Source organism: Actinomadura chibensis NBRC 106107 (assembly GCF_001552135.1).
GTDB lineage: Bacteria > Actinomycetota > Actinomycetes > Streptosporangiales > Streptosporangiaceae > Spirillospora > Spirillospora chibensis.
The window spans coordinates 128,315-147,979 of record NZ_BCQP01000010.1 but is presented as its reverse complement, the minus strand read 5'-3'; the positions used below and the strand labels follow the sequence as shown (position 1 = coordinate 147,979).

The following is a 19,665-nucleotide window of genomic DNA, read 5'->3' as shown; positions in this document are numbered from 1 at the left end:
CTGGGACCTCATTTCAGCGACCCGAGCGTCATGCCTTCGATGATCCGCCGACCGAGCCAGACGTAGCAGACGAGGAGCGGCAGCACCACGGTGCAGACTCCGGCGAACAGCCCGCCCCAGTCGGCGCCGTTGTACTGCATGCGCTGCAGGAATCCGAGCAGTGCGATCGACAGGGTGGCCTTGTGCTCGCTCTGCAGGAAGATCAGCGCGAACAGCGTCTCGCCCCAGTGCTGGATGATGTTGAGGATCAGCGCGGTGACGACGCCGCTGCGCGCGAGCGGCAGCATGATCTGCCAGAACGTGCGGTTCGGCGAGGCGCCGTCGATCGCCGCGGCCTCCTCCAGTTCCTTCGGCAGCGACCCGAAGAATCCGGTGAGGAAGAAGACGGTGAACGGCATGGACGTCGCGACGTACAGGATCCACAGCCCGGTCAGGCTGTCCACCAGATACAGCCGGTTCATCATCACGTACAGCGGGAGGATCATCACCTGCGCCGGAATCCCGAGCCCGAGGGCGAAGAACACGGTCAGCCCCCCGCTCCACCTGTTCAGGAGCCGGCTGAGCGCGTAGGCGGCGGGCGCGGCCAGCGCGATCGTCGCCACGGCCGTCCCGCACACGACCATCACCGTGTTGAGGGTGGCGACGCCGAAGTCGCTGGCGTGCCAGGCGCGCGAGTAGTTGTCCCACCGCGGGTGGGTCGGCACTCCCCAGGGGTCGCTGAAGACCGCCTTGGTGGACTTCAGCGAATTCAGCACCATCCAGACGGCGACGGCCACGCTGAACAGGGCGAACAGCCAGGCGAACGCCGCGCCGAGGTGCTTGGCCGGCCGTGGTGCGCCACGGGTCGAAGGCACGCGCACTCCTCTCAGTACTGGACGCGCTCGCGGCGGAACAGGCGGCGCAGCAGCACCACCAGGACGCCCACGAGGGCGAGCATGACCATGCCGGTCGCGGCGGCGGAGCCGTACCGGGGCACGCCGCTGAACGCCTCGGCGTAGGCGTAGACGGCGGTGTTCCACACGTTGGTCGGCGGGAGCTGCCCGGCCGCGCCGGCGAAGGCGTAGATGAACTCGAAGAGCTTGATCGCGTGGATGCTCCACAGCACCGCGCACACGCCGACCACGTCCCACATCAGCGGGAGCGTGACGTAGCGGAACCGCTGGAGCGCCGAGGCGCCCTCCAGGTCGCAGACCTCGTACAGCTCCTTCGGGATGCGGTCGACCGCCGCCATGAGGATCGTGGTGAAGAACCCCGTCTGCGCCCACACCAGACCGATCATGATGACGGTGAACAGGTGCGCGCCCAGCCAGTTCGGCGGGTGGGAGAGGCCGCCGCCGCGCAGCGCCGTGTTGACCACGCCGTCGGCCTGGAAGAGGAACCCCCACAGGATGGACAGCACGATCCCGGAGACGATGTTCGGGAAGAAGATGATCGCCCGGACCGACTTCCGCCCGGCCATGTCCCGCAGGATGATCGTCATCACGAAGCTCAGCCCGAAGGTCGCGCCGCCGACGACGAACAGGATGGTCAGCGTGTTGGTGAAGGCGTCGTGGAAGACCGGGTCCAGCATCAGCCGCCGGTAGTTGTCGACCCCGGCGAACGTCATCGGTCCCGCGCCCGCCCAGGTGTTGAGGCTGATCCACGCGGTCACCAGCGTCGGCACGATGTAGAACGCCACGTACAGCAGCAGCGCGGGCGCGACGAACGGCCAGAACAGGCGCCTGCGGCGGCGGTCGAGCGGGGTGGCCCGGGCGGCCGCGCCCGCGGGCGCGGGCCGGGCCTCGCGGACGGCGGTGGTGGCCATCAGCCGTTGAGCTTCCAGTAGTCGACCGTCGCGCCCTTGAGCTTGGCGACGAACCGCGCCGCGGAGATCTTCCCGGTGACGAGTTCCGTGTTGATCGGCTGGAAGACCTTGGTGTACCAGCCGGACTGGTTCATCTTCACGCCGTCGAGGTCGGGCACGGTCTCGGTCTCGTCCAGTGCCTTCTTCACGTCCGCCTGCACGGTCGGCACGGGGATGTCGGCGCGCGAGGTGAGGTTGTGCGCGTCCGTCGAGATCTTCGCCAGCCGCTGCTTGTTCATGAAGTAGGCGATGAACTTCTGGGCCGACTCGGCGTGCTCGGCGTTCCGCGGGATGCCGAACCCGATCAGCGAGACCGACTGGACCTGCTTCCCGGCCGCCCCGGCCGGGAACGGGAAGGACCGGTACTCGAAGTCCTCGCTCGCCGAGGTCAGCGTCTCGCGCGGCGCCCAGTTGCCCATCAGCAGGAAGTCGGCGCCGCCGGTGGCCCATTTCTGCTGCATGGCCGGGAACTTGCTGCCGTTGTAGCCGGACGCGAAGTAGCCGCCCTTGACCAGTCGCTCGATCTTCTGGACGGCGGCCAGGAACGCCGGGGCGTCCATCTTCGCGCCGGTCCGGTCGGTCGCGGCCGCCGCGAACGCGCCCGGGCCGAGGTCGGCGAGCACCGCCTGGTAGGTCCAGTAGGCCGGGTAGTCGGCGACGTCGCCGTCGAGGGCCAGCGGCCCGCCGCCGCGCGCGGCCTTGCGCTTGTCCAGCAGCGCGACGAAGGCGTCCCAGGTGCGCGGCGGCGCGGCGGCTACGTCCTTGAGCGCCTTGCCGTCGTACCAGACCTGGGTGGCCAGCACCTCGTACGGCACCAGCCAGGTCTTGCCGTTCTCGGTGGCGTACCGGCGGTACCGGGGGTCGACGACGTCCCCGACGGTCTTGCCCGCCTCGCCGGGCACCGGCCGCCGGTAGACCGGGCCGAGGTCCAGCCCCTGCCCGGTGGCGACGAACGTGGACTTGACGAACCGGTCCGCCGAGTCGATGAGGTCGGCTGGAACGTTCCGGGTGTTGAGCGTGGGCGCGAGCTGCTTGGCGACCTCGCGTCCCTTCCACTCGACCTTGACCTTGACGCCGGTCTCCTCGGTGAAGGAGTCGATCGCGGCGGACAGGACCTTGGCCTGCGGCTCACCCTGCTTCCACATCGACCAGTAGACGAGGGACTTCGAATCCCCGTCCTCGGCGCCGGAGCACGCCGCGAGACCGAGGGCCAGGGCCACGGCGAGGGCGCCGCCGGCGACGCGGTGACTCAGCCGCTGGGGGAGAGATCCGTACATCGGACATCACTCCTAGATGTGGAACCGATGCCGGTATCTTGAAAGAATGGACATCTAGCAGTCAACACGATGAATTAGGGATGAATATTATTTGAGCTGGCTTTACTCTCCGTATCCCGCCGATTGCAGGTGAGGAATCCGATGGCAAAGATCGCTGATTCATCGGTGGCCTACGCCTTCGCCACCCTCGGCGTCCCCGGCATGCCGCTCCCCGAGGTGCTCGCGCTGGCCGCGCGGACCGGGTACGCGGGGCTCGAACTCCGGTGCGCGGAGGGCGAACCCGTCGAGGTCTCGATGCCCGCCGCCCGGCGGCGGCGGGCGGCGGAGGCGTTCCGGGACGCGGGCGTCGCCGCGCTGTCCCTGGCGTCCTACCTCAAGATCGCCGCGCCCGGCCCGGACGCGCCGGTGATCGACGCGGTCCGCAGGCATCTGGAGCTGGCCGCCGACATCGGGGCGGCGCACCTGCGCGTCTTCCCCGGGGGCGGCGCCGCCTTCCCCGGGGGCGGGGCCGTCCGGCGGGCGGCGGCGCGGCTCCGCGCGGTCGCCGCCGAGGCCCGTGCCCACGATGTCCGCATCCTGGTCGAGACGCACGACTCCCACCCGCGCGGCCGGGACGTCGCGGCGCTCATCGCCGCGAGTCCCGGCGTCGGCGCGATCTGGGACGTGATGCACCCGTACCTGTCGGGCGAACGGCCGGAGGCCACGCTCGCCGCGCTCGGCGACCGGCTGGCCTACGTTCAGGTGAAGGACGCCTCCCCGTCCCGCGCCCCCGTCCAGCTCGGCACGGGGGTCCTCCCCCTCCGGGAGATCGGCCGGCTGCTCGCGCGGAGCGGCTACCGCGGCTGGGTCAGCTGGGAGTACGAGGCGGCCTGGTATCCCGAGGCCGCCCCGCTCCCCGATCTCCTGCCGGCCGCCCGCGACCGGCTGGCGCGGCTCATGGGCCGGGCTTAGGAGAGAACCTCCGTCAGCCGGTGTAGTCGGGCACCCGCAGGTCGGGCGGGACGGCTCCCGCGCACCGGGCCTGCTGCTCGGCGGTGGGCGCGGCGGCCCGCATGCCGACCACCGGTACCGGAGAACCGTCGGGATAGGCGTTCCCGTAGGCGCTGAAGGCGTCGGGGTCGCCCGCGGACTGGGAGATGTCGGGACGGACCGGCTGCCCGGCGGCGGGGTCGACGAACCTGTTGTCGAAGACGGCGATCGACCACTCCACGCCGGTGCCCGCGAAGTTGCGCCAGTACTGGATGCCGCTGTGCCCGGCGGCGGGGGTCACGTGCCGGACGTCGTAGACGTTGCCGCAGACCACGACGTCCTGGAAGAGCTGCGGAACGTTCGTCGCGGAGTAGGTGTAGAGCAGGATCGCGGTGCCGTCGAGGTAGTTGCCCGCGATCGTGGCGGTGGTCCCGTTGCGGACCTTCAGCCCTCCGGAGGCGGCCTGCGGCCAGCCCCGCAGCCAGTTGCCCTTGGCGGTCAGGTGGTCGAAGCCCCACGCGTAGAGCGCGTGGTCGCTCTTGGCCTGGCTGCGGGGATCCCGGTTGACGATGTTGTCGGCGACGGTGAGGCCCTGGTCGAGTTGGAAGGCGCCCCCGCGTTGGAAGTGTCCGAGCGCGCTCGGCAGTCCGGAGAGCCCGCGGAGCTGAGCCAGTCGCGACGCGGGCGGCTGGGTCCACGACCGCGAACCGGGCCATTGGCTCAGCCACGCCAGGGAAGAAAGGTCGGCGCCGATGAGATTGCCGGAGAACGTCGCGTTGACGGTCCGGTAGGTGTAAACGGGGGTTCCTCCGTCCACGGGCCGGTTGGACAGGAAGACCGAATCCGATACCTGCGGGTTCCGCAGAGCGTTGAGTTTGACGGCCACCTGGGCCGTGGTGAATTCGTTGCTGCCCCCGCCGGTGGGCGTCTCCCCCGGGGCGATTCGGTTGACGAAGACGCTCCGCTTGACGACCAGCCCGCTCTTGTACGGGCCGGTGAGTTCGATGCGCAACCCGTCGAACACGACATTGTCGATCAGCGGGGCCCGGTCCCACCGGTTCTGGTAGACGGTGTCGACGAGCGCCTTGTTGTCCGGGCTGTAGAGGACGGCGGCCGATCCGGGATCGCCGACGATGGACGCGGGACTGGTCCAGTCCAGGTCGCGGGTGACGCGGTACATCCCGGCCGGCAGGTAGACGCACGCCCCGCCGCTGTGCGCCATCGTGATCGCCCGCTGGATGCCGTCAGTGTCGTCGGTCTGCCCGTCGCCGCTTGCGCCGGCGTCGGTGACGGCGTTGACGAGCACGGAGCAGGTGTCGAGGGCGGCCGCCGGTCGCTGCTGGGCGGCCATGGCGCTCGGAGCGGCGGCGCCGAGGACGCCGCACAGCAGCACGGCCGCGGCGGGAGAGGCGAGCAGCCCCATCCGCGTCGTGGATGTCGCGTTACCCGGTGAACGTCTTTCCTGAGTTCTCATCGCGGTTCCTGTTCTCGGTTTCAGGCGGGATCCAGCCGCATCTGCACCGGTCGGCCATCACGGGTCCGCACCGCGACGACCGTCCACTCGCCGGTCGTCGCGGCCCGCGCCGGACCGTCCGCCTCGGCGACCCGCCAGCTGCCCGCCAAGGTGATCCGCAGGGTGTGCGGCCGGCTCGGGTGGTCCCGCCACGACACCGCGAACGGGCTGACGCCGCCGACGAACCGGCCGCGCCGGTCGTACTGGTCGGGGTCGCGGCCCTCGTACAGGCGCAGGTCGGGATCGGTGACGGACAGGACGAGCGCGTCGCCCGCCGGGCGCAGCAGCACCATGCAGGGCGTGTCCACGGCGGCGACCGGCCGCACGCCCACCGTGTCGGCGGGCTCGAACAGCGCGTACCCGGTGATGCCGGTCGCGCGGTCCCACACCACGTGCGCGGCGCCGTCCCGCCGCAGCACCCGGTACGGGGCGGCGGCCGCGTCCCGCATCCGGTCGGCGAAGTCCGCCATCCCCTGCGCCGAGGCGCCGACGATGACGGCGTACTCGTACCCTTCCGCCCGCGGCGCGGACCCGTGCCCGAGCCACGCGGTCGCGAAGTCGCCGCTGGTCTCGGCGGCGCCGCTCTGGTCGCGGGACGCCTGGGTGGAGCGGGTCAGGCCGAGCGACTGGCCGCCGGCCAGGTAGTAGCCGTTGCCGACGTGGTCGAGCAGCCACGTCGGCCCGTCGAGGCGGGACACCGGGCGGCTGTAGGGGAAGCTCGTGATCGGCTCGGCCCCGCCGACGACGGTCGCGGCGGAGACGTCGGCCAGGTGGGCCTGGAAGAGGGTCGTCTCCGTCTCGTGCCCGCGGTCGGCGTTGTGAATGCCGGTGCCGAGCGCGACGACGCGGTCGTCGAACATGAAGACCGACTTGCGCGCGCGGTGCGTGGCGTCGTACTTCGGATGCCCGTGCAGGTCCATGGCGAACATCGCGTGCCGGCCGTCGATGGTGTGGGCGCCGCAGAACCGCGAGTCCGACAGCAGCATCTCCTCGATCGTCCCGGACAGGTCCGCCTCCAGGGCGTCCAAGGGCAGGCGGACGGTCGTCGTCCCCGGCCACCGGTTCCAGTCCCAGCCCTGCTCGCTGAACCCGCTGTCGAGGTTGTTGACCGGATCGCCGCGGCCGAGCACCTGGATCTGGCCGTAGGTGGTGTAGCGGCCGTACACGTTGCTGAGCGGGTAGATCTCGGTGCCCCACAGGTAGCGGTTGTGGCCGCGCACGGCGACCAGCCAGTCGTCGCGGCGGTGCAGGGCGAGGGCGGCGTAGTTGAGGGCCCAGCCGCCCTGCGGGGCGGGCTCGGCGCTGACGCCCGCGGCCTTCACACGCGCGGCCGCCTGCTGCTGAGCCGTGGACGGACGGGCCGGGAGCAGGCGCAGGAACGCGGCGCCGAGCCGCGGGTCGATCTCGGCGGAGCCGTCGGGCGTGCCGGCCTGCGCCAGCCACTGGAAGGAGGCGATCGACAGCGACGTCTTCCCGGTCGGATGCCGGCCGCTGATGCTGAGCGGCCAATTGTCCCGGTTGGCGTAGAGCCGCATCGCCAGGACCGCCCGCTTCAGGTTCTCGTGCGCCGCGGTCGAGGGGGCGAAGGCCGTGCGGCTCAGGACGGTCACGATGGGCGCGAGGCCCGTGAACCCGTCCCGCGCGTAGTCGGGGTAGAAGCCCATGTGGTGGAAGGCGGTGCCGTCGGGCTTCAGCCCGTTCTCGATCCCCGGTGAGCTGGTGAGCGCGTGGTCGAGCCAGCTCTTCAGGGCCTTCAGGTAGGCGACCCGCTCGGCGTCGGCGTCCATCAGCAGGATCGCCGCCAGCATGCCCCGGACGGTGGTGTTGAGGATGTCCATGATCCCGCTGTAGGGCGAGGCGTCGCGCCAGTCGGAGAAGATCCGGCCGAGGCCCGCGAGCCAGGCCAGGTCGGTGCGGACGTCGTCGAGCAGCCCGGCCTCGGCGAGCGTCTCGCGCATCAGGTAGGCCGAGTCGTAGTAGCCGCGGATGGCGTACCCGAGGTGGTGCACGGTCCCCTGGCCACTGCCGTGCGCCCAGCCGCGGTCCCGCAGGTGGATGACGAGCCGCAGATACTGCTCGCCGAGCGGGCGGCGCAGGTCCGGACCGGCCGAGGCGCGGGCCCGCGCGATCTTCTGCATGAGGTCGGTGCAGTCGCGCAGCTGGACGGCGTTGACGTGGGCGGTCAGCTCGGCGGCGAGGGCCTCCGGGTAGATCTGGGTCTGATGGGTGAAGACGGGTCGGCCGGTCCCCCGCGGCGCGTCCTTGGCGGGGATCCCGAATTCCGCGAGCTTGCTCTCGAAGCCGGCGACGGTCGAGTCGTCCACGCGCATCGGGGCGGCGAGGTAGTCCTCGTAGCCTCCGATGACCCGGCGCAGCGAGTCCGACTCCGCCGCGGTCGGCGCCGGGGTCGGCGGGCGGTTGGCCTTCAGCAGCTCGTCGAAGTGCAGGAGCGCCAGCCAGTGGGCGTTGTCGGCTCGGACGACCTCCCGGTTGACCTGGGGCACCTGCGCGTCCCCGGTGGGATGGTCGGGGCGGATCGCGCTGTTGAGGATCATCTGGTCGAGGAACAGCGTGCCCTGGGGGACGCGCTTCGGCGCGACGATGCGGACCGTGTCCATCCCCGCGCGAGGACGGCCCGACATGTCCTGGCCGTAGCGGACCCAGGCGGTGCGCCAGCCGGAGAAGCCCAGATGGAAGTCGAACCAGGCGTCGGCCCCGTTCGCGCCCCGGCCGAACTCGAACCGCATGACGTCGTCCAGCGGCGACGGGTTGTAGATCCAGACGGAGAAGGCGGCGACCGTGCCCATGAACGCCTGGTCGTCCCCCGGGCGGTACGCGCTCGGCACGTACCCGAGATCGGAGCGGACGGTGATCGCCGAGCCCGACTCGTAGTCCCAGCGCAGCGACCGCTCCCCCGCCATGACCGCGGTGTCGCTCACCGACACGAGCGAGCCCTTCCCCGCTTGCAGCTGCGGCGGCACGGCCGTCTCGAAGAGGAGCACCGGCGGCTTCAGCGCCAGCGCCCGCTCCTCCAGCCCCGTCCCGGCCGACTCCGCCGACGCGGCCCGCGGCCGAAACGGAATTGACATGCCCGCGGCACCCAATGCCGCCCAGCCCAGCACCGTCCTGCGCGTGATGGGACGCGGTTCATCGGTCATGGCGATTCTCCTGAAACCGGTGGCTCTCGCGATTCAGCATCAGATCCGGCGGAGAAGATATGATTCAAGAATTATTCGGCGGTGATTGCGAATCCTTAATCGCGGTTCGCTGGAAAACACTCCGCGGGAGGCGGAACGCCCGCCCGGTCCCGCTTTACCGGGCCCGGCGGGCGAGCAGGGCCGCGCCCAGAAGTCCGGCGCGGTCGCCGAGCGCCGCGCGGACGATCCGCGGCTCGCGCTGAAAGCTCAGCCGGGCGGCCAGGGCGGCGCGCAGCGGCTCCAGCAGCGACTCTCCGCTCTCGGCCAGGCCGCCGCCGATGATGATCAGTTCGGGCGCGCAGATCGTGACATAGGCGCTCAGCGCGGTGGCCAGCGCCTCGATCGCGTCCCGCCAGACCGCGGCCGCGACCGGGTCGCCCGCCGCCGCCCGCCCGGCGACCCGGTCGGCGGTCGCCGCCGCGCCGGTGCGGGCCGCGTACGCGCGCGCGATGGCGGCGGCCGAGGCGTACGCCTCCAGGCAGCCGCGGCCGCCGCACGGGCACGGCCGCCCCTCGGGGCGGACGCGCACATGACCGATCTCACCGGCGTAGCCGCCGCCCGCGTAGGGGCGGCGGTCCAGGATCATGGCGCCCGCGATGCCCGTTCCGATCGGGAGGAACAGCAGGTCGCGGTGCCGCCTTCCGGCCCCGAGGACCGCTTCGGCCAGGCCGCCGGCGCGGACGTCGTGGCCGATCACGACCGGCAGGTCCGTGCGCGCGGCGAGGGACGCGGCGAGGTCGCGGTCGCGCCAGCCGAGGTTGGCGGAGACGATCACCCGGCCGGTGGACTCGTCGACGATCCCGGGCAGCGCGAGTCCGGCGGCGGCCACGTCCAGCCCAGCAGCGGACGCCTCCTCGGCGAGGCCGGTGACGAGGTCCAGGATTCGCGCGGCGACCGCGTCGCCGCCGTCGGCCGCACCCGTGGCACGCGTCCGGTCGAGCAACACGCGGTGCTCCGGGCCGACGATCCCCGCCTTGATGCGCGTACCGCCGACGTCGAGCCCGATGACGCAGCCCGCCGGCGCGCTCACGCGGGCACCGCCGCGTCCCGCGTCATGCGACGTGCTGGGCGAAGCGCGACAGCGTGAGCTCCAGCGCGGACGGCCCCGGCATCGCCCACAGCTCCGCGTTGAAGATCTCCGCCTCGACGGGCCCGGTGTACCCGGCGGCGTCCACGGCCCGGCGGAACCGGCGCAGCTCGACGCACCCGTCGCCGAGCATGCCGCGCCCGGTGAGGACGCCCTCGGGCAGCGGCGTGACCCAGTCGGCGACCTGGAACAGCGCCACACGCCCCCGGGCCCCCGCGCGGGCGATGCCCGTCCAGACGTCCGGGTCCCACCACAGGTGGTAGGTGTCGACCACCACGCCGACCTGGGAGGAGGGGAACGGCGCCGCGAGGTCGAGGGCCTGGGCGAGGGTGGAGACCACGCACCGGTCGGAGCAGAACATCGGGTGCAGCGGCTCGATCGCGAGCCGGACGCCGCGCTCGCCCGCGTACGGCGCGAGCTCGGCCAGGACGTCGGCGGCCCGCGCGCGGGCGCCGTCGAGGTCGCGGGACCCGTCCGGCAGTCCCCCGCTCACCAGGCACAGCACCGGCGCGCCCAGCTCGGCGGCCATCTCCACGGCGCGGCGGTTGTCGTCCAAGGCGCCCGGCCGCTGGAAGAAGCCGCCCCGGCACAGCGAGGTGACGGTCAGGCCGTGGTCGCTCATGAGCTTCCCGGTGCGCGCCGGGCCGTACTCGGCGACGGGCTCCCGCCACAGCCCGACACCCGTCACGCCCGCCGCCGCGCAGCCCGCCGCCAGTTCCGGGAGGGGCCAGTGCCGCGTCGTCCACTGGTTGAGGCTGAACCTCCTCTGGTCGAGGCCGGGCCTCATCAGGCGGCTCCCTGGACGGTCAGCCACGCGCTCATCCGCCGCGCGGCGAGACCGGGGTCGGGGAAGAGGCCGGCGGCGTCGGCGAGCTGGAAGAGGCGCACCATGTGCGGGACGGGCCGCGCGTTCTCCAGCCCGCCGACCATGCGGAAATGCCGCTGCCGTCCGGTCAGCCAGGCCAGGAACACCACGCCGGTCTTGTAGTAGTAGGTGGGCGCTTCGAACAGGTGCCGGGCGAGCGGCACGGTCGGCGCGAGGATCTCCTCGTAGGACGCGGTGTCGCCGTCGTCCAACGCCCGCAGCGCCGCCGCGGCCGCGGGCGCGATCGGGTCGAAGACGCCGAGCAGCGCGTCGCTGTGCCCGTCGGCGTCGCCCCTGATCAGCTCGGGATAGTTGAAGTCGTCGCCGGTGTAGAGGCGGACGCCGGACGGCAGCCGGTTCCGGAAGGCGATCTCGCGTTCCGCGTCCAGCAGGGAGATCTTCACCCCGTCGATCCGGGGCGCGTGCTCTTCGATCAGGGCGAGCAGCGCGCCGGCGGCGGTGCCGGGATCGGCCGAGCCCCAGTAGCCGTCCAGCGCCGGGTCGAACATCGGCCCGAGCCAGTGGAGCACCACGGGCCGCTCGACCTGGGCCAGCAGCCGTCCGTACACCGCCGCGTAGTCGTCCGGGCCGCGTGCCGCGGCGGCCAGGTGACGGCTCGCCATCAGCACCGGGACCGCGCCCGCCGACTCGACCACCGCGAGCTGCTCCTCGTACGCGGCGGCGATCGCGCCCAGCGAGACCGGGCCGGGCGGGAGGTGGTCGGTGCCCGCTCCGCAGACGATCCGCCCGCCCACCGCCCGCGCCTCCCCGCCGCTCCGCTCGATCAGCGAGCGGGTCGTCGCCCAGTCCAGGCCCATGCCGCGCTGCGCGGTGTCCATCGCCTCCGCCACGCCGAGCCCGTACGACCAGAGGTGGCGGCGGAACGCCAGCGTCGCGTCCCAGTCCAGCGAGGAGCCGGGCGGGTCGCCGTCGGGGTCGGCGACCACGTGGGCGGCGGCGTAGGCGACCCGCGAAACGCTCGGTGCCCCGGGGGGCGGATGGATTCGCGGTTCGCCCATCGCGTAGGGGACCAGGGTTCCGTCCGGCGCCGGCAGCCCGATCTTCATTCCGGCTCACTCCTTCGATCGGACCAGGTCGGGGACGTCGAGGCGGCGCCCCTCGCGCCACGCCCGCAGGCCGAGCTCGGCGAACTGGACGCCGCGCGCGCCCGCGTAGAAGTCCCAGGGGAACGGCGCGTCCTCGGCGACGTGCCGCAGGAACATCTCCCACTGCGTCTTGAACCCGTTCTCGAATTCGGCGTTGTCGGAGATCTCGTGCCAGTCGGCGCGGAAGTCGTCGGTCGCGGGCAGGTCGGGGTTCCACACCGGCTTCGGCGTCATCGACCGGTGCTGGACGCGGCACCGCCGCAGCCCCGCCACGGCCGAGCCCTCCGTCCCGTCCACCTGGAACTCGACCAGCTCGTCGCGGAACACGCGGGTCGTCCAGGACGAGTTGATCTGCGCGACGATCCCGCCGTCCAGCTCGAAGATCCCGTACGCGGCGTCGTCGGCGGTGGCCTTGTAGGGCCTGCCGTGCTCGTCCACCCGCTCGGGGATGTGCGTCGCGCCCAGCACCTGGAGGGACCGCACCGGCGCGACCACGCCGTCCAGCACGTACCGCCAGTGGCAGAACATGTCGAGGATGATGCCGCCGCCGTCCTCGGCCCGGTAGTTCCAGCTCGGCCGCTGCGCCTCCTGCCAGTCGCCCTCGAAGACCCAGTATCCGAACTCGCCGCGCACCGACAGGATGCGGCCGAAGAAGCCGCCCTCCACCAGCCGTCTCAGCTTCAGCAGGCCCGGCAGGAACAGCTTGTCCTGGACGACGCCGTGCTTCACCCCCGCCTCGTCCGCGAGCCGCGCCAGGGCCAGCGCGTCCGCCAGGTCCTCGGCGAGCGGCTTCTCGGTGTAGACGTGCTTGCCCGCGGCCAGCGCCGCGCGGATCGCCGCCGCCCGCGCCGGGGTGACCTGCGCGTCGAAGTAGACCTCGGTCTCCGGGCGCGCCAGCGCCTCGGCCAGGTCGGTCGTCCAGGGCCGGAGCCCGTGCCGCTCGGCGAGGCCGTGCCGCTCGGCGAGGTCGCGCAGTTTGCCCTCGTCGCGGCCGACGAGCACGGGCTCGGGCCAGAGCACGTCGCCGCCCGCGGTGCGGATCCCGCCCTGCTCCCTGATCGCGAGGATCGAGCGGAGCAGATGCTGGCGGTATCCCATCCGGCCGGTGACGCCGTTCATGACGACCCCGATCGACCTGCGTGCCATCCCGTTCCTTCCAAGGCTCCTCGGCCCGCGACCCGGCCGCTTGTTCCGGGAAATGCGGCGCCTGGATCGTGTGGCGACTCGCGCGCTGAAAGCCCTTTTCCGGGAAACGCGAAAAAGCGACTTCGCTGCTCTCCTGGCGAGATTAAGAACCGCATGTCACGGCGGTCAAGAGAGGAATTCGTGATGACCCGGCGTTTCCGCCGCGGCCGCGCGTTCTTTTACCGGAGCGGGCCGCCGGACCGGCCGAGCGCGCGTTCGCGACCATGGACGGCGGCGGCGAAGCGCGCCGTGATCCAGCGGGGGTCGGTGATGGCGGCGCCGACGACGACGCAGGTCGCGCCCGCCTCGATCGCGGCGGCCGCCGCCGCGGGCGAGTGGTAGCGGCCCTCGGCGACGATCAGCGCGCCGGGCAGGGCCCGGCGGAGCGCGCGGACGAGCCCGAGGTCGGGGTCCTCGGGCGGCGGTCCCGGCACGGTGTATCCGGCGAGCGTGGTGGCCACGGCGTCGGCTCCCGCCTCGGCGGCCGCGACGCCCTCCGCCAGGGTCGACACGTCCGCCATGAACAGGGCTCCGGCCTCGTGCACGGCCTCGACGGACTCGCCGAGCGGACGTCCGTCCGGGCGCGGACGGGACGTGGCGTCGGCAGCGACGACCGCGGCTCCGGCCGCGGCGACGGAGCGGGCCGCCGCGGCGGTGGGCGTGATGAACACCCCGTCCGCTCCGTCCTTGGTCAGGCCGATGACGGGGACGTCCACGGCGGCGGCGACGGCGGCCACGTCCGCGGCCCCGCCGACCCCGCCGCAGCGGATCGCGGCGGCGCCCCCCTCGGCGGCGGCGCGGGCCATCCGGACGAGGGCGGCGGTGTCGCGCAGCGGATGCCCCGCCGGCGCCTGGCAGGACACGATCAGCCGCCCGGCGACGGCCGCGGCGAAGGACTCGGGGCTCATCGGGCGCTCCCTTCCGACGTTCCGGACATGGCGAGGAGGGCGGCGCCGACGAGCGGGGCGTCGGCGCCGAGGCGGGACGGGAGGATCGGCGTCGCGCGCAGCGGCGCCAGCGCCTCGGCGCCGAACGCGGCGGCGACCGCGTCCAGGAACGGCGGGCCGATTCGGGCGACGCCCCCGCCGATCACGACGGCGTCCGGGTCCAGGACGGCGAGGAGCCCGGCGAGGGCGCGGCCCAGCACGGTCCCGGCGTGCGGCGCGTCGCCGGCGGCCGCGATGGCGGGGCCGGAGACGACGGCCTCCAGGTGGTCGCGGCGGCCGCAGCCGCACGGCACCGGCCCCCGTTCGGGGACGAGCAGGTGCGCGATCTCCCCGGCGGTGCCGTGCGAGCCGTGCTCGGGGTGCCCGGCGGTGGTCAGCGCGCCGCCGACGCCCGTCCCGACCGAGACGTGCAGGACGCGGCGGTACCCGCCCGCCGCGCCGCGCCTCGCCTCGCCGACGGCCATGGCGCGGACGTCGTTGACGACCGTGACGGGCAGCCCCGTCCGGTCGGCGAGGATCCGCCGTACCGGCGTCCCGGCCCAGCCGGGCAGGACGCCGGTGGCGGACACGACGCGTCCGCTGGCCGGGTCCACGACGCCGGGCGCGCCGACGCCGAGGGCGCGGACGTCCGCGCCGCCGAGGCCGTCCAGCAGCCGGGCCGCCGCCGCGAGCACGGCGGCCCCTCCCCCGCCGGGCGTCGGCACCCGGGCGCGCCGCCGGACGGTCCCGGCGCCGTCTACCAGCCCTGCGGCGATCTTCGTCCCGCCGATGTCGAGCGCCGCGTACAGGCCCGGCCCGCCGGGGGTCACAGCAGCCCGGCGGCGGCGAGACCGGCCCGGACCCGCTCGGTCTCCGCCGCGTCGAGCGGCACCTGCGGCGGCGCCGTCACCGGGCGGTCGATCACGCCGAGCAGGTGCAGCGCCGCCTTGAACGCGCCGAGCGCGGACGAGCCGCGCCCCATCCGGCCGGGCGCGCCCGCCTCGACGATGCCGAACAGCCGCAGCAGCCGCTCCTGCTCGGCGCGGGCCTCGGCCCAGCGCCCGTCCCGGCAGTGCCGGTACAGCCGGACGTAGCCGGACGGGTCGACGTTGCCGAGCCCCGGCACGACGCCGTCCACGCCCATCGCGAACGCCGCGTCGACGGTCAACTCCGCCCCGGTCAGGACGCTGAAGCCGGACGTTCCGGCGTCGCGGAGCGCGACGGTGAGGGCCCGCAGGCCGCCGTCGTCGCCGCTGGAGTCCTTCACTCCGGCGAGCACGCCCTCGGCCGCGAGCCGCAGCAGCGTCCCGGAGTCCAGCTTGGAGTGCACCGAGACCGGCAGGTCGTAGGCGTACAGCGGCACCTGGACGGCTTCCGCGACGCGGCGCAGATGCGCCTCGACCTCGGCCGGGTGGGTGCGGGCGTAGAACGGGGCGGTCGCGACCACCGCGTCGCAGCCGACGTCCGCCGCGACCCGGGCGTGCTCGATCACCCGCAGGGTGGTCATGTCGATGGCGCCGCCGAGCACGGGCACCTCCCCGGCGACGTGCTTGACGACGGTCTCCAGGACGGTGCGGCGGTGCCCGTCCGGCAGGAACGCCGCCTCGCCGGTGGAGCCGAGCACGAACAGCCCGTCCACGCCCGCGCCGACGAGGTGGTCGACGAGCCGTTCGAGGGAGCGGACGTCCACCCGCAGGTCCGGGGTCAGCGGCGTGCAGACGGGCGGGACGACCCCGGCGAGCGGGACGGTGGGAGCGGCTGTCACGGAATCTCCTCGGAAGCGGTGGACGGCGTGAGGTCGGACGGGCCGGTGACCGGGTGCGCGCACCGGTACCGGTGCCCGTCGTCGGGTCCGGGCGTGAAGCCGGGCATGGCGCGCGCGCAGTCGGCGGCGGCGCGCCAGCAGCGGGTGCGGAACGGGCAGCCCGAGGGCGGGCGCACCGCCGACGGGACGGGCCCGTCCAGCCTGATCGCCTCCATCGGGTCGAGCAGGCTCGGCGTCGCGGACAGCAGCGCCCGGGTGTAGGGGTGGCGGGTCCCGCCGCGCGCGATCGTGCCGGCCGGGGCCTCCTCGACGATCCGGCCGAGGTACATGGTGGCGACCCGGTCGGACACGCGGCGGACCGTCTGGATGTCGTGCGAGACGAACACCATCGCGAGGCCGAGCCGGTCCTTCAGGTCGAGCAGCAGGTTGAGGATCTGCGCCCGGACGGACACGTCGAGCGCCGAGGTCGGCTCGTCCGCGACGAGCAGCGCGGGGTCCAGCGCCAGCGCGCGGGCGATCGCGACGCGCTGCCGCTGGCCGCCCGACAGCCGGCCCGGCGGCGCGGCGGCGAGCCCCGGCGCCAGCCCGACGAGCGACATCAGCTCGCGGACGCGCGCGTCCCGCTCCGCGGGCGTGCCGCGGCGGTGCACGTCGAGCGGGTCGCGCAGGATCGCGCGGACCGGCAGCCGCCGGTTGAGCGCGGTCGCCGGGTCCTGGAAGACCATCCCGACGGCCGCGCCGAGCCGGGCGGCGCGGTCGCGGCGGCGGAGCGCGCCGACGTCGGCGCCCTCGAACAGGACCGTCCCGGACGTCGGGCGGGTGAGCCCGACCAGCACCTTCGCGAGCGTGGACTTGCCGCAGCCGGACTCGCCGACGACGCCGACCGTCTCCCCGCGCGCGACGGCGAGGTCGACGCCGGTCAGCGCGTGCACGGCGGCCCGGCGGAACGGGTTCCCGCCGCGGACGGGCAGCCGGACGTGCACGTCGCGCAGTTCCATCACGGGCGCGTTCACCGAGGTCCTCCCGCCTTCGCCGGGACCTGGCCGGGCGGGCCCGCGGGTTCGCCCGCCGGGTGGTGGCAGGCGAACGCGTGCCGGTGCGGGTCGCCGGACGGCTCGGGCCGCGTCGTCAGGCACCGCCGCGTCGCCGCCGGGCAGCGGTCGGCGAACCGGCAGCCCGCCGGGAAGCGCTCCGGCGACGGCACCACGCCCGGGATCTGCTCGGGGCGCCCGCCCGCGGCCTCCAGCGACAGCACCGCGCCGAGCAGCCCCCGCGCGTAGTGGTGCCGGGACGAGGCCACCAGCTCGGCGGTGACGCCCGCCTCGGCGACCTGCCCGCCGTACATCACCACCACCCGGTCGGTGACGTCGGCGACGAGCGCGAGGTCGTGCGAGACGAGGATCAGCGCGAAGCCGAGCTCGGCGCGCAGCCGGAGCAGCAGCCGCATGACCGCCGCCTGGACGGTGACGTCGAGCGCGGTGGTCGGCTCGTCGGCGACGACCAGCCGCGGGTCGCGGGACAGCGCCATCGCGATCAGGACCCGCTGCCGCTGCCCGCCGGACAGCTCGTGCGGGTAGCTGCGCAGCGTCCGGGCCGGGTCGAGGCCGACGAGGCCGAGCAGCTCGGCGGGGGTGCGGGTGCCGCCGCGCCGGGTGAGCTGGCGGAGCTGGGCGCGGATCGTCATCGCCGGGTTCAGCGAGGACAGCGCGTCCTGGTAGATCATCGCCATGTCGTGGCCGAGCAGCCGGCGGCGCTCCCGGGCGGGCAGGGCGCGCAGGTCGCGGCCGTCGAACAGGAGCCGTCCGCCGATCCGGGCGCCGCGCGGCTCCAGTCCCATGATCGCCAGGCTGGTGAGGCTCTTGCCGCAGCCGCTCTCGCCGACCAGCCCGACGACCTCGCCGGGGCGGACGTCCAGCGACACGCCGTCGACGACGTCGAGGTCGCCGTAGCGGTCCGGGAAGCCGATGGCGAGGTTTTCGACGCGGAGCAGCGGCTCGCCGTCCGGGAGGGGGCGGGCCCGTGCGGCGAGCCGACGTCCCGCCTCCCGCAGGCCGGCGGCGGCGGGCGGCGGCGCGGCGGGCGCGGGAGGCCCGCCGGGCGTCGCATCGGGCAGCGCGGCGGGCTCGGCGCCGGGCCGTGCCGCGGGCGCCGCCCAGACGTCCGACACGCCCTCGGAGAGGACGTTCAGCACCAGCACCGTGACCAGGATGAACAAGCCGGGGAAGAATGTGGCCCACCAGCCGCCCGCCAGCACCAGCGACTTGCCGTAGGCGATGACGCTGCCCCACGACGGGTCCGGGTCCTGCACGCCCGCGCCGATGAACGACAGGCTCGCCTCGAACACGATGGCGTTGGCGACGACGATCGTGCAGAACACGAGGATCGGCGCCGCGCAGTTCACCACGACGTGCCGGCGCAGGATGTGCCAGGCGCCCGCGCCGATGACGCGCTCCGCCGCGACGTAGTCCTCGCCGTACTGCGACAGGACGTTGGCCCGCACCACCCGCGCGATCTGCGGGACGTACAGGAACGCGATCGTGCAGATCAGCACGGGCAGGCTCGTGCCGAACGCGGTGACGAGGACGGCGGCGAGCGCGACCGCCGGGAACGCCATGACGACGTCGAGGCACCGCATGACGACCTCGTCCACGACGCGGTGGGCGGTCGCGGCGAGCGCGCCGAGCAGCGCCCCGGCGGCGAGCGCGAGCAGCGTCGCGCCGAGGCCGATCGCGAGGGACCAGCGCGCCCCGTACAGGACGCGGGCGAACACGTCCCGGCCCACCCGGTCGGTGCCGAACCAGTGCTCGCCGGACGGCGGCCGGGAGGCGAGGCCGGTGGCGAGCGGGTCGTGCCGGGCGATCAGCGGGGCGGCGAGGGCGGCGAGGACGATCACCAGCAGCGCGCCCAGCGCGATCCGGGACGCGGGCCGCAGCGCGCGGACGGCGCGGACCGCGTGGGCCGGGGGCACGGTCATCGGGTCGCTCCCCTCAGCCGCGGGTTAGCGAACAGGTAGAGGACGTCCACCAGCAGGTTGACCACGAGGAACGTCAGCGCGATCCCGAGCACGACGCCCTGCACGAGGGCCGGGTCGCCGGCCGTCACGCCCTGCATGATCAGCGTGCCGAGGCCGGGCAGCCCGAAGATCGCCTCGACCACGACGGCGCCGCTCAGCAGGTAGCCGATCTGCAGGCCGAGCACGGTCAGCGGCGTGATCAGCGCGTTCCGCAGCACGTTGCGGCCGACCACGACCACGCGCGGCAGCCCGCCGCCGACCGCCGTGCGCACGTAGTCGCGGTCGAGCTCCTCGACCATCGCGGTGCGCACCACCCGCGCGAGCAGCGACCCGACCGGGAACGCGACCGCGACCGCGGGCAGGGCGAGACTGCGCAGCCAGCCGCCGAGCGAGTCGGCCGGGTTGACGTACCCGCCGGTCGGGAACCAGCCGAGCCGGAGCGCGAACTGCTGGATCAGCAGGATGCCGAGCCAGAACGACGGCATCGCGACCCCCGCCATGGACAGCACCCGGATCGCGTGGTCCGGCCAGCGGTCCCGGAACAGGGCCGCGGTGACGCCGAGGACCAGCGCGAACACCGCGCCGAGCAGCACGGCGAGGACGGTGAGCTGGAGCGTGAGCGGGAACGCCGTCCCGATCGCGTCCGTGACGGACCGGCTCGGCGGGGCGGTGACGCCGAGGTCGCCGTGCGCCAGGTCGCCGAGGAACCGGACGTAGCGGACCGGCAGCGGGTCGGTCAGCCCGTGCTCGGCCGCGTAGGCGTGCCGCGCCCGCGGCGTCGCGCCCTCGCCGAGGGCGTTGTAGGCGGGGTCGTTCGGTGAGAAGCGCAGCATGGCGAAGACGAACAGGGTGATCCCCAGCACCATCGGCACGAGGGTCAGCAGGCGTCCCGCCGTCATGCGCAGGATCTGGGCCATCG

16 protein-coding genes are annotated in these 19,665 nt (G+C 73.8%); 1 reads left to right on the top strand and 15 read right to left on the bottom strand.

Going from position 1 to position 19,665, the window contains the following annotated elements:
• Positions 1-8: 8 nt before the first annotated feature.
• From ACH01S_RS05325 to ACH01S_RS05315, 3 genes are read right to left on the bottom strand one after another with little or no spacing between them, the layout of a single operon-like run.
• The gene (locus ACH01S_RS05325) at positions 9-854 is read right to left on the bottom strand and encodes a carbohydrate ABC transporter permease (protein ID WP_083980349.1); all 846 of its coding nucleotides are present in this window, start codon (positions 852-854) and stop codon (positions 9-11) included.
• Between the two features lie 11 nt (positions 855-865).
• Complete coding sequence (locus ACH01S_RS05320) at positions 866-1,804, bottom strand: carbohydrate ABC transporter permease (protein ID WP_067885975.1); 939 nt, start codon at positions 1,802-1,804, stop codon at positions 866-868.
• Positions 1,804-3,120 carry an ABC transporter substrate-binding protein gene (locus tag ACH01S_RS05315; protein ID WP_067885973.1) on the bottom strand — a complete coding sequence of 439 codons (1,317 nt, stop codon included), beginning with the start codon at positions 3,118-3,120 and terminating at the stop codon, positions 1,804-1,806. Before ACH01S_RS05315 ends, ACH01S_RS05320 begins: the two co-directional genes overlap by 1 nt.
• Before the next feature lie 141 nt (positions 3,121-3,261).
• Between ACH01S_RS05315 and ACH01S_RS05310 the strand changes: the two genes are divergently transcribed.
• On the top strand, positions 3,262-4,071 hold the full coding sequence (locus tag ACH01S_RS05310) for a sugar phosphate isomerase/epimerase family protein (protein WP_067885971.1): 810 nt from the start codon (positions 3,262-3,264) through the stop codon (positions 4,069-4,071).
• Positions 4,072-4,084: 13 nt separating this feature from the next.
• Here the strand turns inward: ACH01S_RS05310 and ACH01S_RS05305 are convergent, their stop codons facing one another.
• The 12 genes from ACH01S_RS05305 to ACH01S_RS05250 all read right to left on the bottom strand — a co-directional run bounded on the left by ACH01S_RS05305 (position 4,085) and on the right by ACH01S_RS05250 (position 19,663).
• The gene (locus ACH01S_RS05305) at positions 4,085-5,512 is read right to left on the bottom strand and encodes a glycosyl hydrolase family 28-related protein (RefSeq protein WP_067885970.1); all 1,428 of its coding nucleotides are present in this window, start codon (positions 5,510-5,512) and stop codon (positions 4,085-4,087) included.
• Between the two features lie 71 nt (positions 5,513-5,583).
• Positions 5,584-8,760 (bottom strand): chondroitinase family polysaccharide lyase, encoded by a 3,177-nt coding sequence (locus ACH01S_RS05300; protein WP_083980347.1) that lies wholly within the window; start codon positions 8,758-8,760, stop codon positions 5,584-5,586.
• A gap of 154 nt (positions 8,761-8,914) precedes the next feature.
• The gene (locus ACH01S_RS05295) at positions 8,915-9,829 is read right to left on the bottom strand and encodes an ROK family protein (RefSeq protein ID WP_067885966.1); all 915 of its coding nucleotides are present in this window, start codon (positions 9,827-9,829) and stop codon (positions 8,915-8,917) included.
• 22 nt (positions 9,830-9,851) lie between these two features.
• Entirely contained in the window at positions 9,852-10,673 is an 822-nt protein-coding gene (locus tag ACH01S_RS05290) for a sugar phosphate isomerase/epimerase family protein (RefSeq protein ID WP_067885964.1), read from the bottom strand.
• Positions 10,673-11,818, bottom strand: a complete 1,146-nt coding sequence (locus tag ACH01S_RS05285; protein WP_067885962.1) for a dihydrodipicolinate synthase family protein — start codon at positions 11,816-11,818, stop codon at positions 10,673-10,675. Before ACH01S_RS05285 ends, ACH01S_RS05290 begins: the two co-directional genes overlap by 1 nt.
• A gap of 6 nt (positions 11,819-11,824) precedes the next feature.
• Positions 11,825-13,003, bottom strand: a complete 1,179-nt coding sequence (locus ACH01S_RS05280) for a Gfo/Idh/MocA family protein (protein WP_067885960.1) — start codon at positions 13,001-13,003, stop codon at positions 11,825-11,827.
• Positions 13,004-13,221: 218 nt separating this feature from the next.
• A complete protein-coding gene (locus ACH01S_RS05275; protein WP_067885958.1) occupies positions 13,222-13,950 on the bottom strand; it encodes a putative N-acetylmannosamine-6-phosphate 2-epimerase in 729 nt (242 codons plus the stop codon).
• The gene (locus tag ACH01S_RS05270; RefSeq protein ID WP_067885956.1) at positions 13,947-14,798 is read right to left on the bottom strand and encodes an ROK family protein; all 852 of its coding nucleotides are present in this window, start codon (positions 14,796-14,798) and stop codon (positions 13,947-13,949) included. The genes ACH01S_RS05275 and ACH01S_RS05270 overlap by 4 nt, the downstream gene beginning before the upstream one ends.
• Positions 14,795-15,733 carry a dihydrodipicolinate synthase family protein gene (locus ACH01S_RS05265; RefSeq protein ID WP_067885954.1) on the bottom strand — a complete coding sequence of 313 codons (939 nt, stop codon included), beginning with the start codon at positions 15,731-15,733 and terminating at the stop codon, positions 14,795-14,797. The genes ACH01S_RS05270 and ACH01S_RS05265 overlap by 4 nt, the downstream gene beginning before the upstream one ends.
• Positions 15,730-16,746 (bottom strand): oligopeptide/dipeptide ABC transporter ATP-binding protein, encoded by a 1,017-nt coding sequence (locus ACH01S_RS05260; protein ID WP_246237114.1) that lies wholly within the window; start codon positions 16,744-16,746, stop codon positions 15,730-15,732. The genes ACH01S_RS05265 and ACH01S_RS05260 overlap by 4 nt, the downstream gene beginning before the upstream one ends.
• Positions 16,743-18,707, bottom strand: a complete 1,965-nt coding sequence (locus ACH01S_RS05255) for a dipeptide/oligopeptide/nickel ABC transporter permease/ATP-binding protein (protein WP_067885952.1) — start codon at positions 18,705-18,707, stop codon at positions 16,743-16,745. Before ACH01S_RS05255 ends, ACH01S_RS05260 begins: the two co-directional genes overlap by 4 nt.
• Entirely contained in the window at positions 18,704-19,663 is a 960-nt protein-coding gene (locus tag ACH01S_RS05250; protein ID WP_067885950.1) for an ABC transporter permease, read from the bottom strand. Before ACH01S_RS05250 ends, ACH01S_RS05255 begins: the two co-directional genes overlap by 4 nt.
• Between the last annotated feature and the right edge of the window lie 2 nt (positions 19,664-19,665).

Coding starts and splice junctions, on each gene's coding strand:
- ACH01S_RS05320 (WP_067885975.1), bottom strand. CDS start 1,804: ATGGCCACCACCGCCGTCCGCGAGGCCCGGCCCGCGCCCGCGGGCGCG.
- ACH01S_RS05315 (WP_067885973.1), bottom strand. CDS start 3,120: ATGTACGGATCTCTCCCCCAGCGGCTGAGTCACCGCGTCGCCGGCGGC.
- ACH01S_RS05310 (WP_067885971.1), top strand. CDS start 3,262: ATGGCAAAGATCGCTGATTCATCGGTGGCCTACGCCTTCGCCACCCTC.
- ACH01S_RS05305 (WP_067885970.1), bottom strand. CDS start 5,512: ATGGGGCTGCTCGCCTCTCCCGCCGCGGCCGTGCTGCTGTGCGGCGTC.
- ACH01S_RS05300 (WP_083980347.1), bottom strand. CDS start 8,760: ATGACCGATGAACCGCGTCCCATCACGCGCAGGACGGTGCTGGGCTGG.
- ACH01S_RS05290 (WP_067885964.1), bottom strand. CDS start 10,673: ATGAGGCCCGGCCTCGACCAGAGGAGGTTCAGCCTCAACCAGTGGACG.
- ACH01S_RS05285 (WP_067885962.1), bottom strand. CDS start 11,818: ATGAAGATCGGGCTGCCGGCGCCGGACGGAACCCTGGTCCCCTACGCG.
- ACH01S_RS05280 (WP_067885960.1), bottom strand. CDS start 13,003: ATGGCACGCAGGTCGATCGGGGTCGTCATGAACGGCGTCACCGGCCGG.
- ACH01S_RS05275 (WP_067885958.1), bottom strand. CDS start 13,950: ATGAGCCCCGAGTCCTTCGCCGCGGCCGTCGCCGGGCGGCTGATCGTG.
- ACH01S_RS05255 (WP_067885952.1), bottom strand. CDS start 18,707: ATGACCGTGCCCCCGGCCCACGCGGTCCGCGCCGTCCGCGCGCTGCGG.
- ACH01S_RS05250 (WP_067885950.1), bottom strand. CDS start 19,663: ATGGCCCAGATCCTGCGCATGACGGCGGGACGCCTGCTGACCCTCGTG.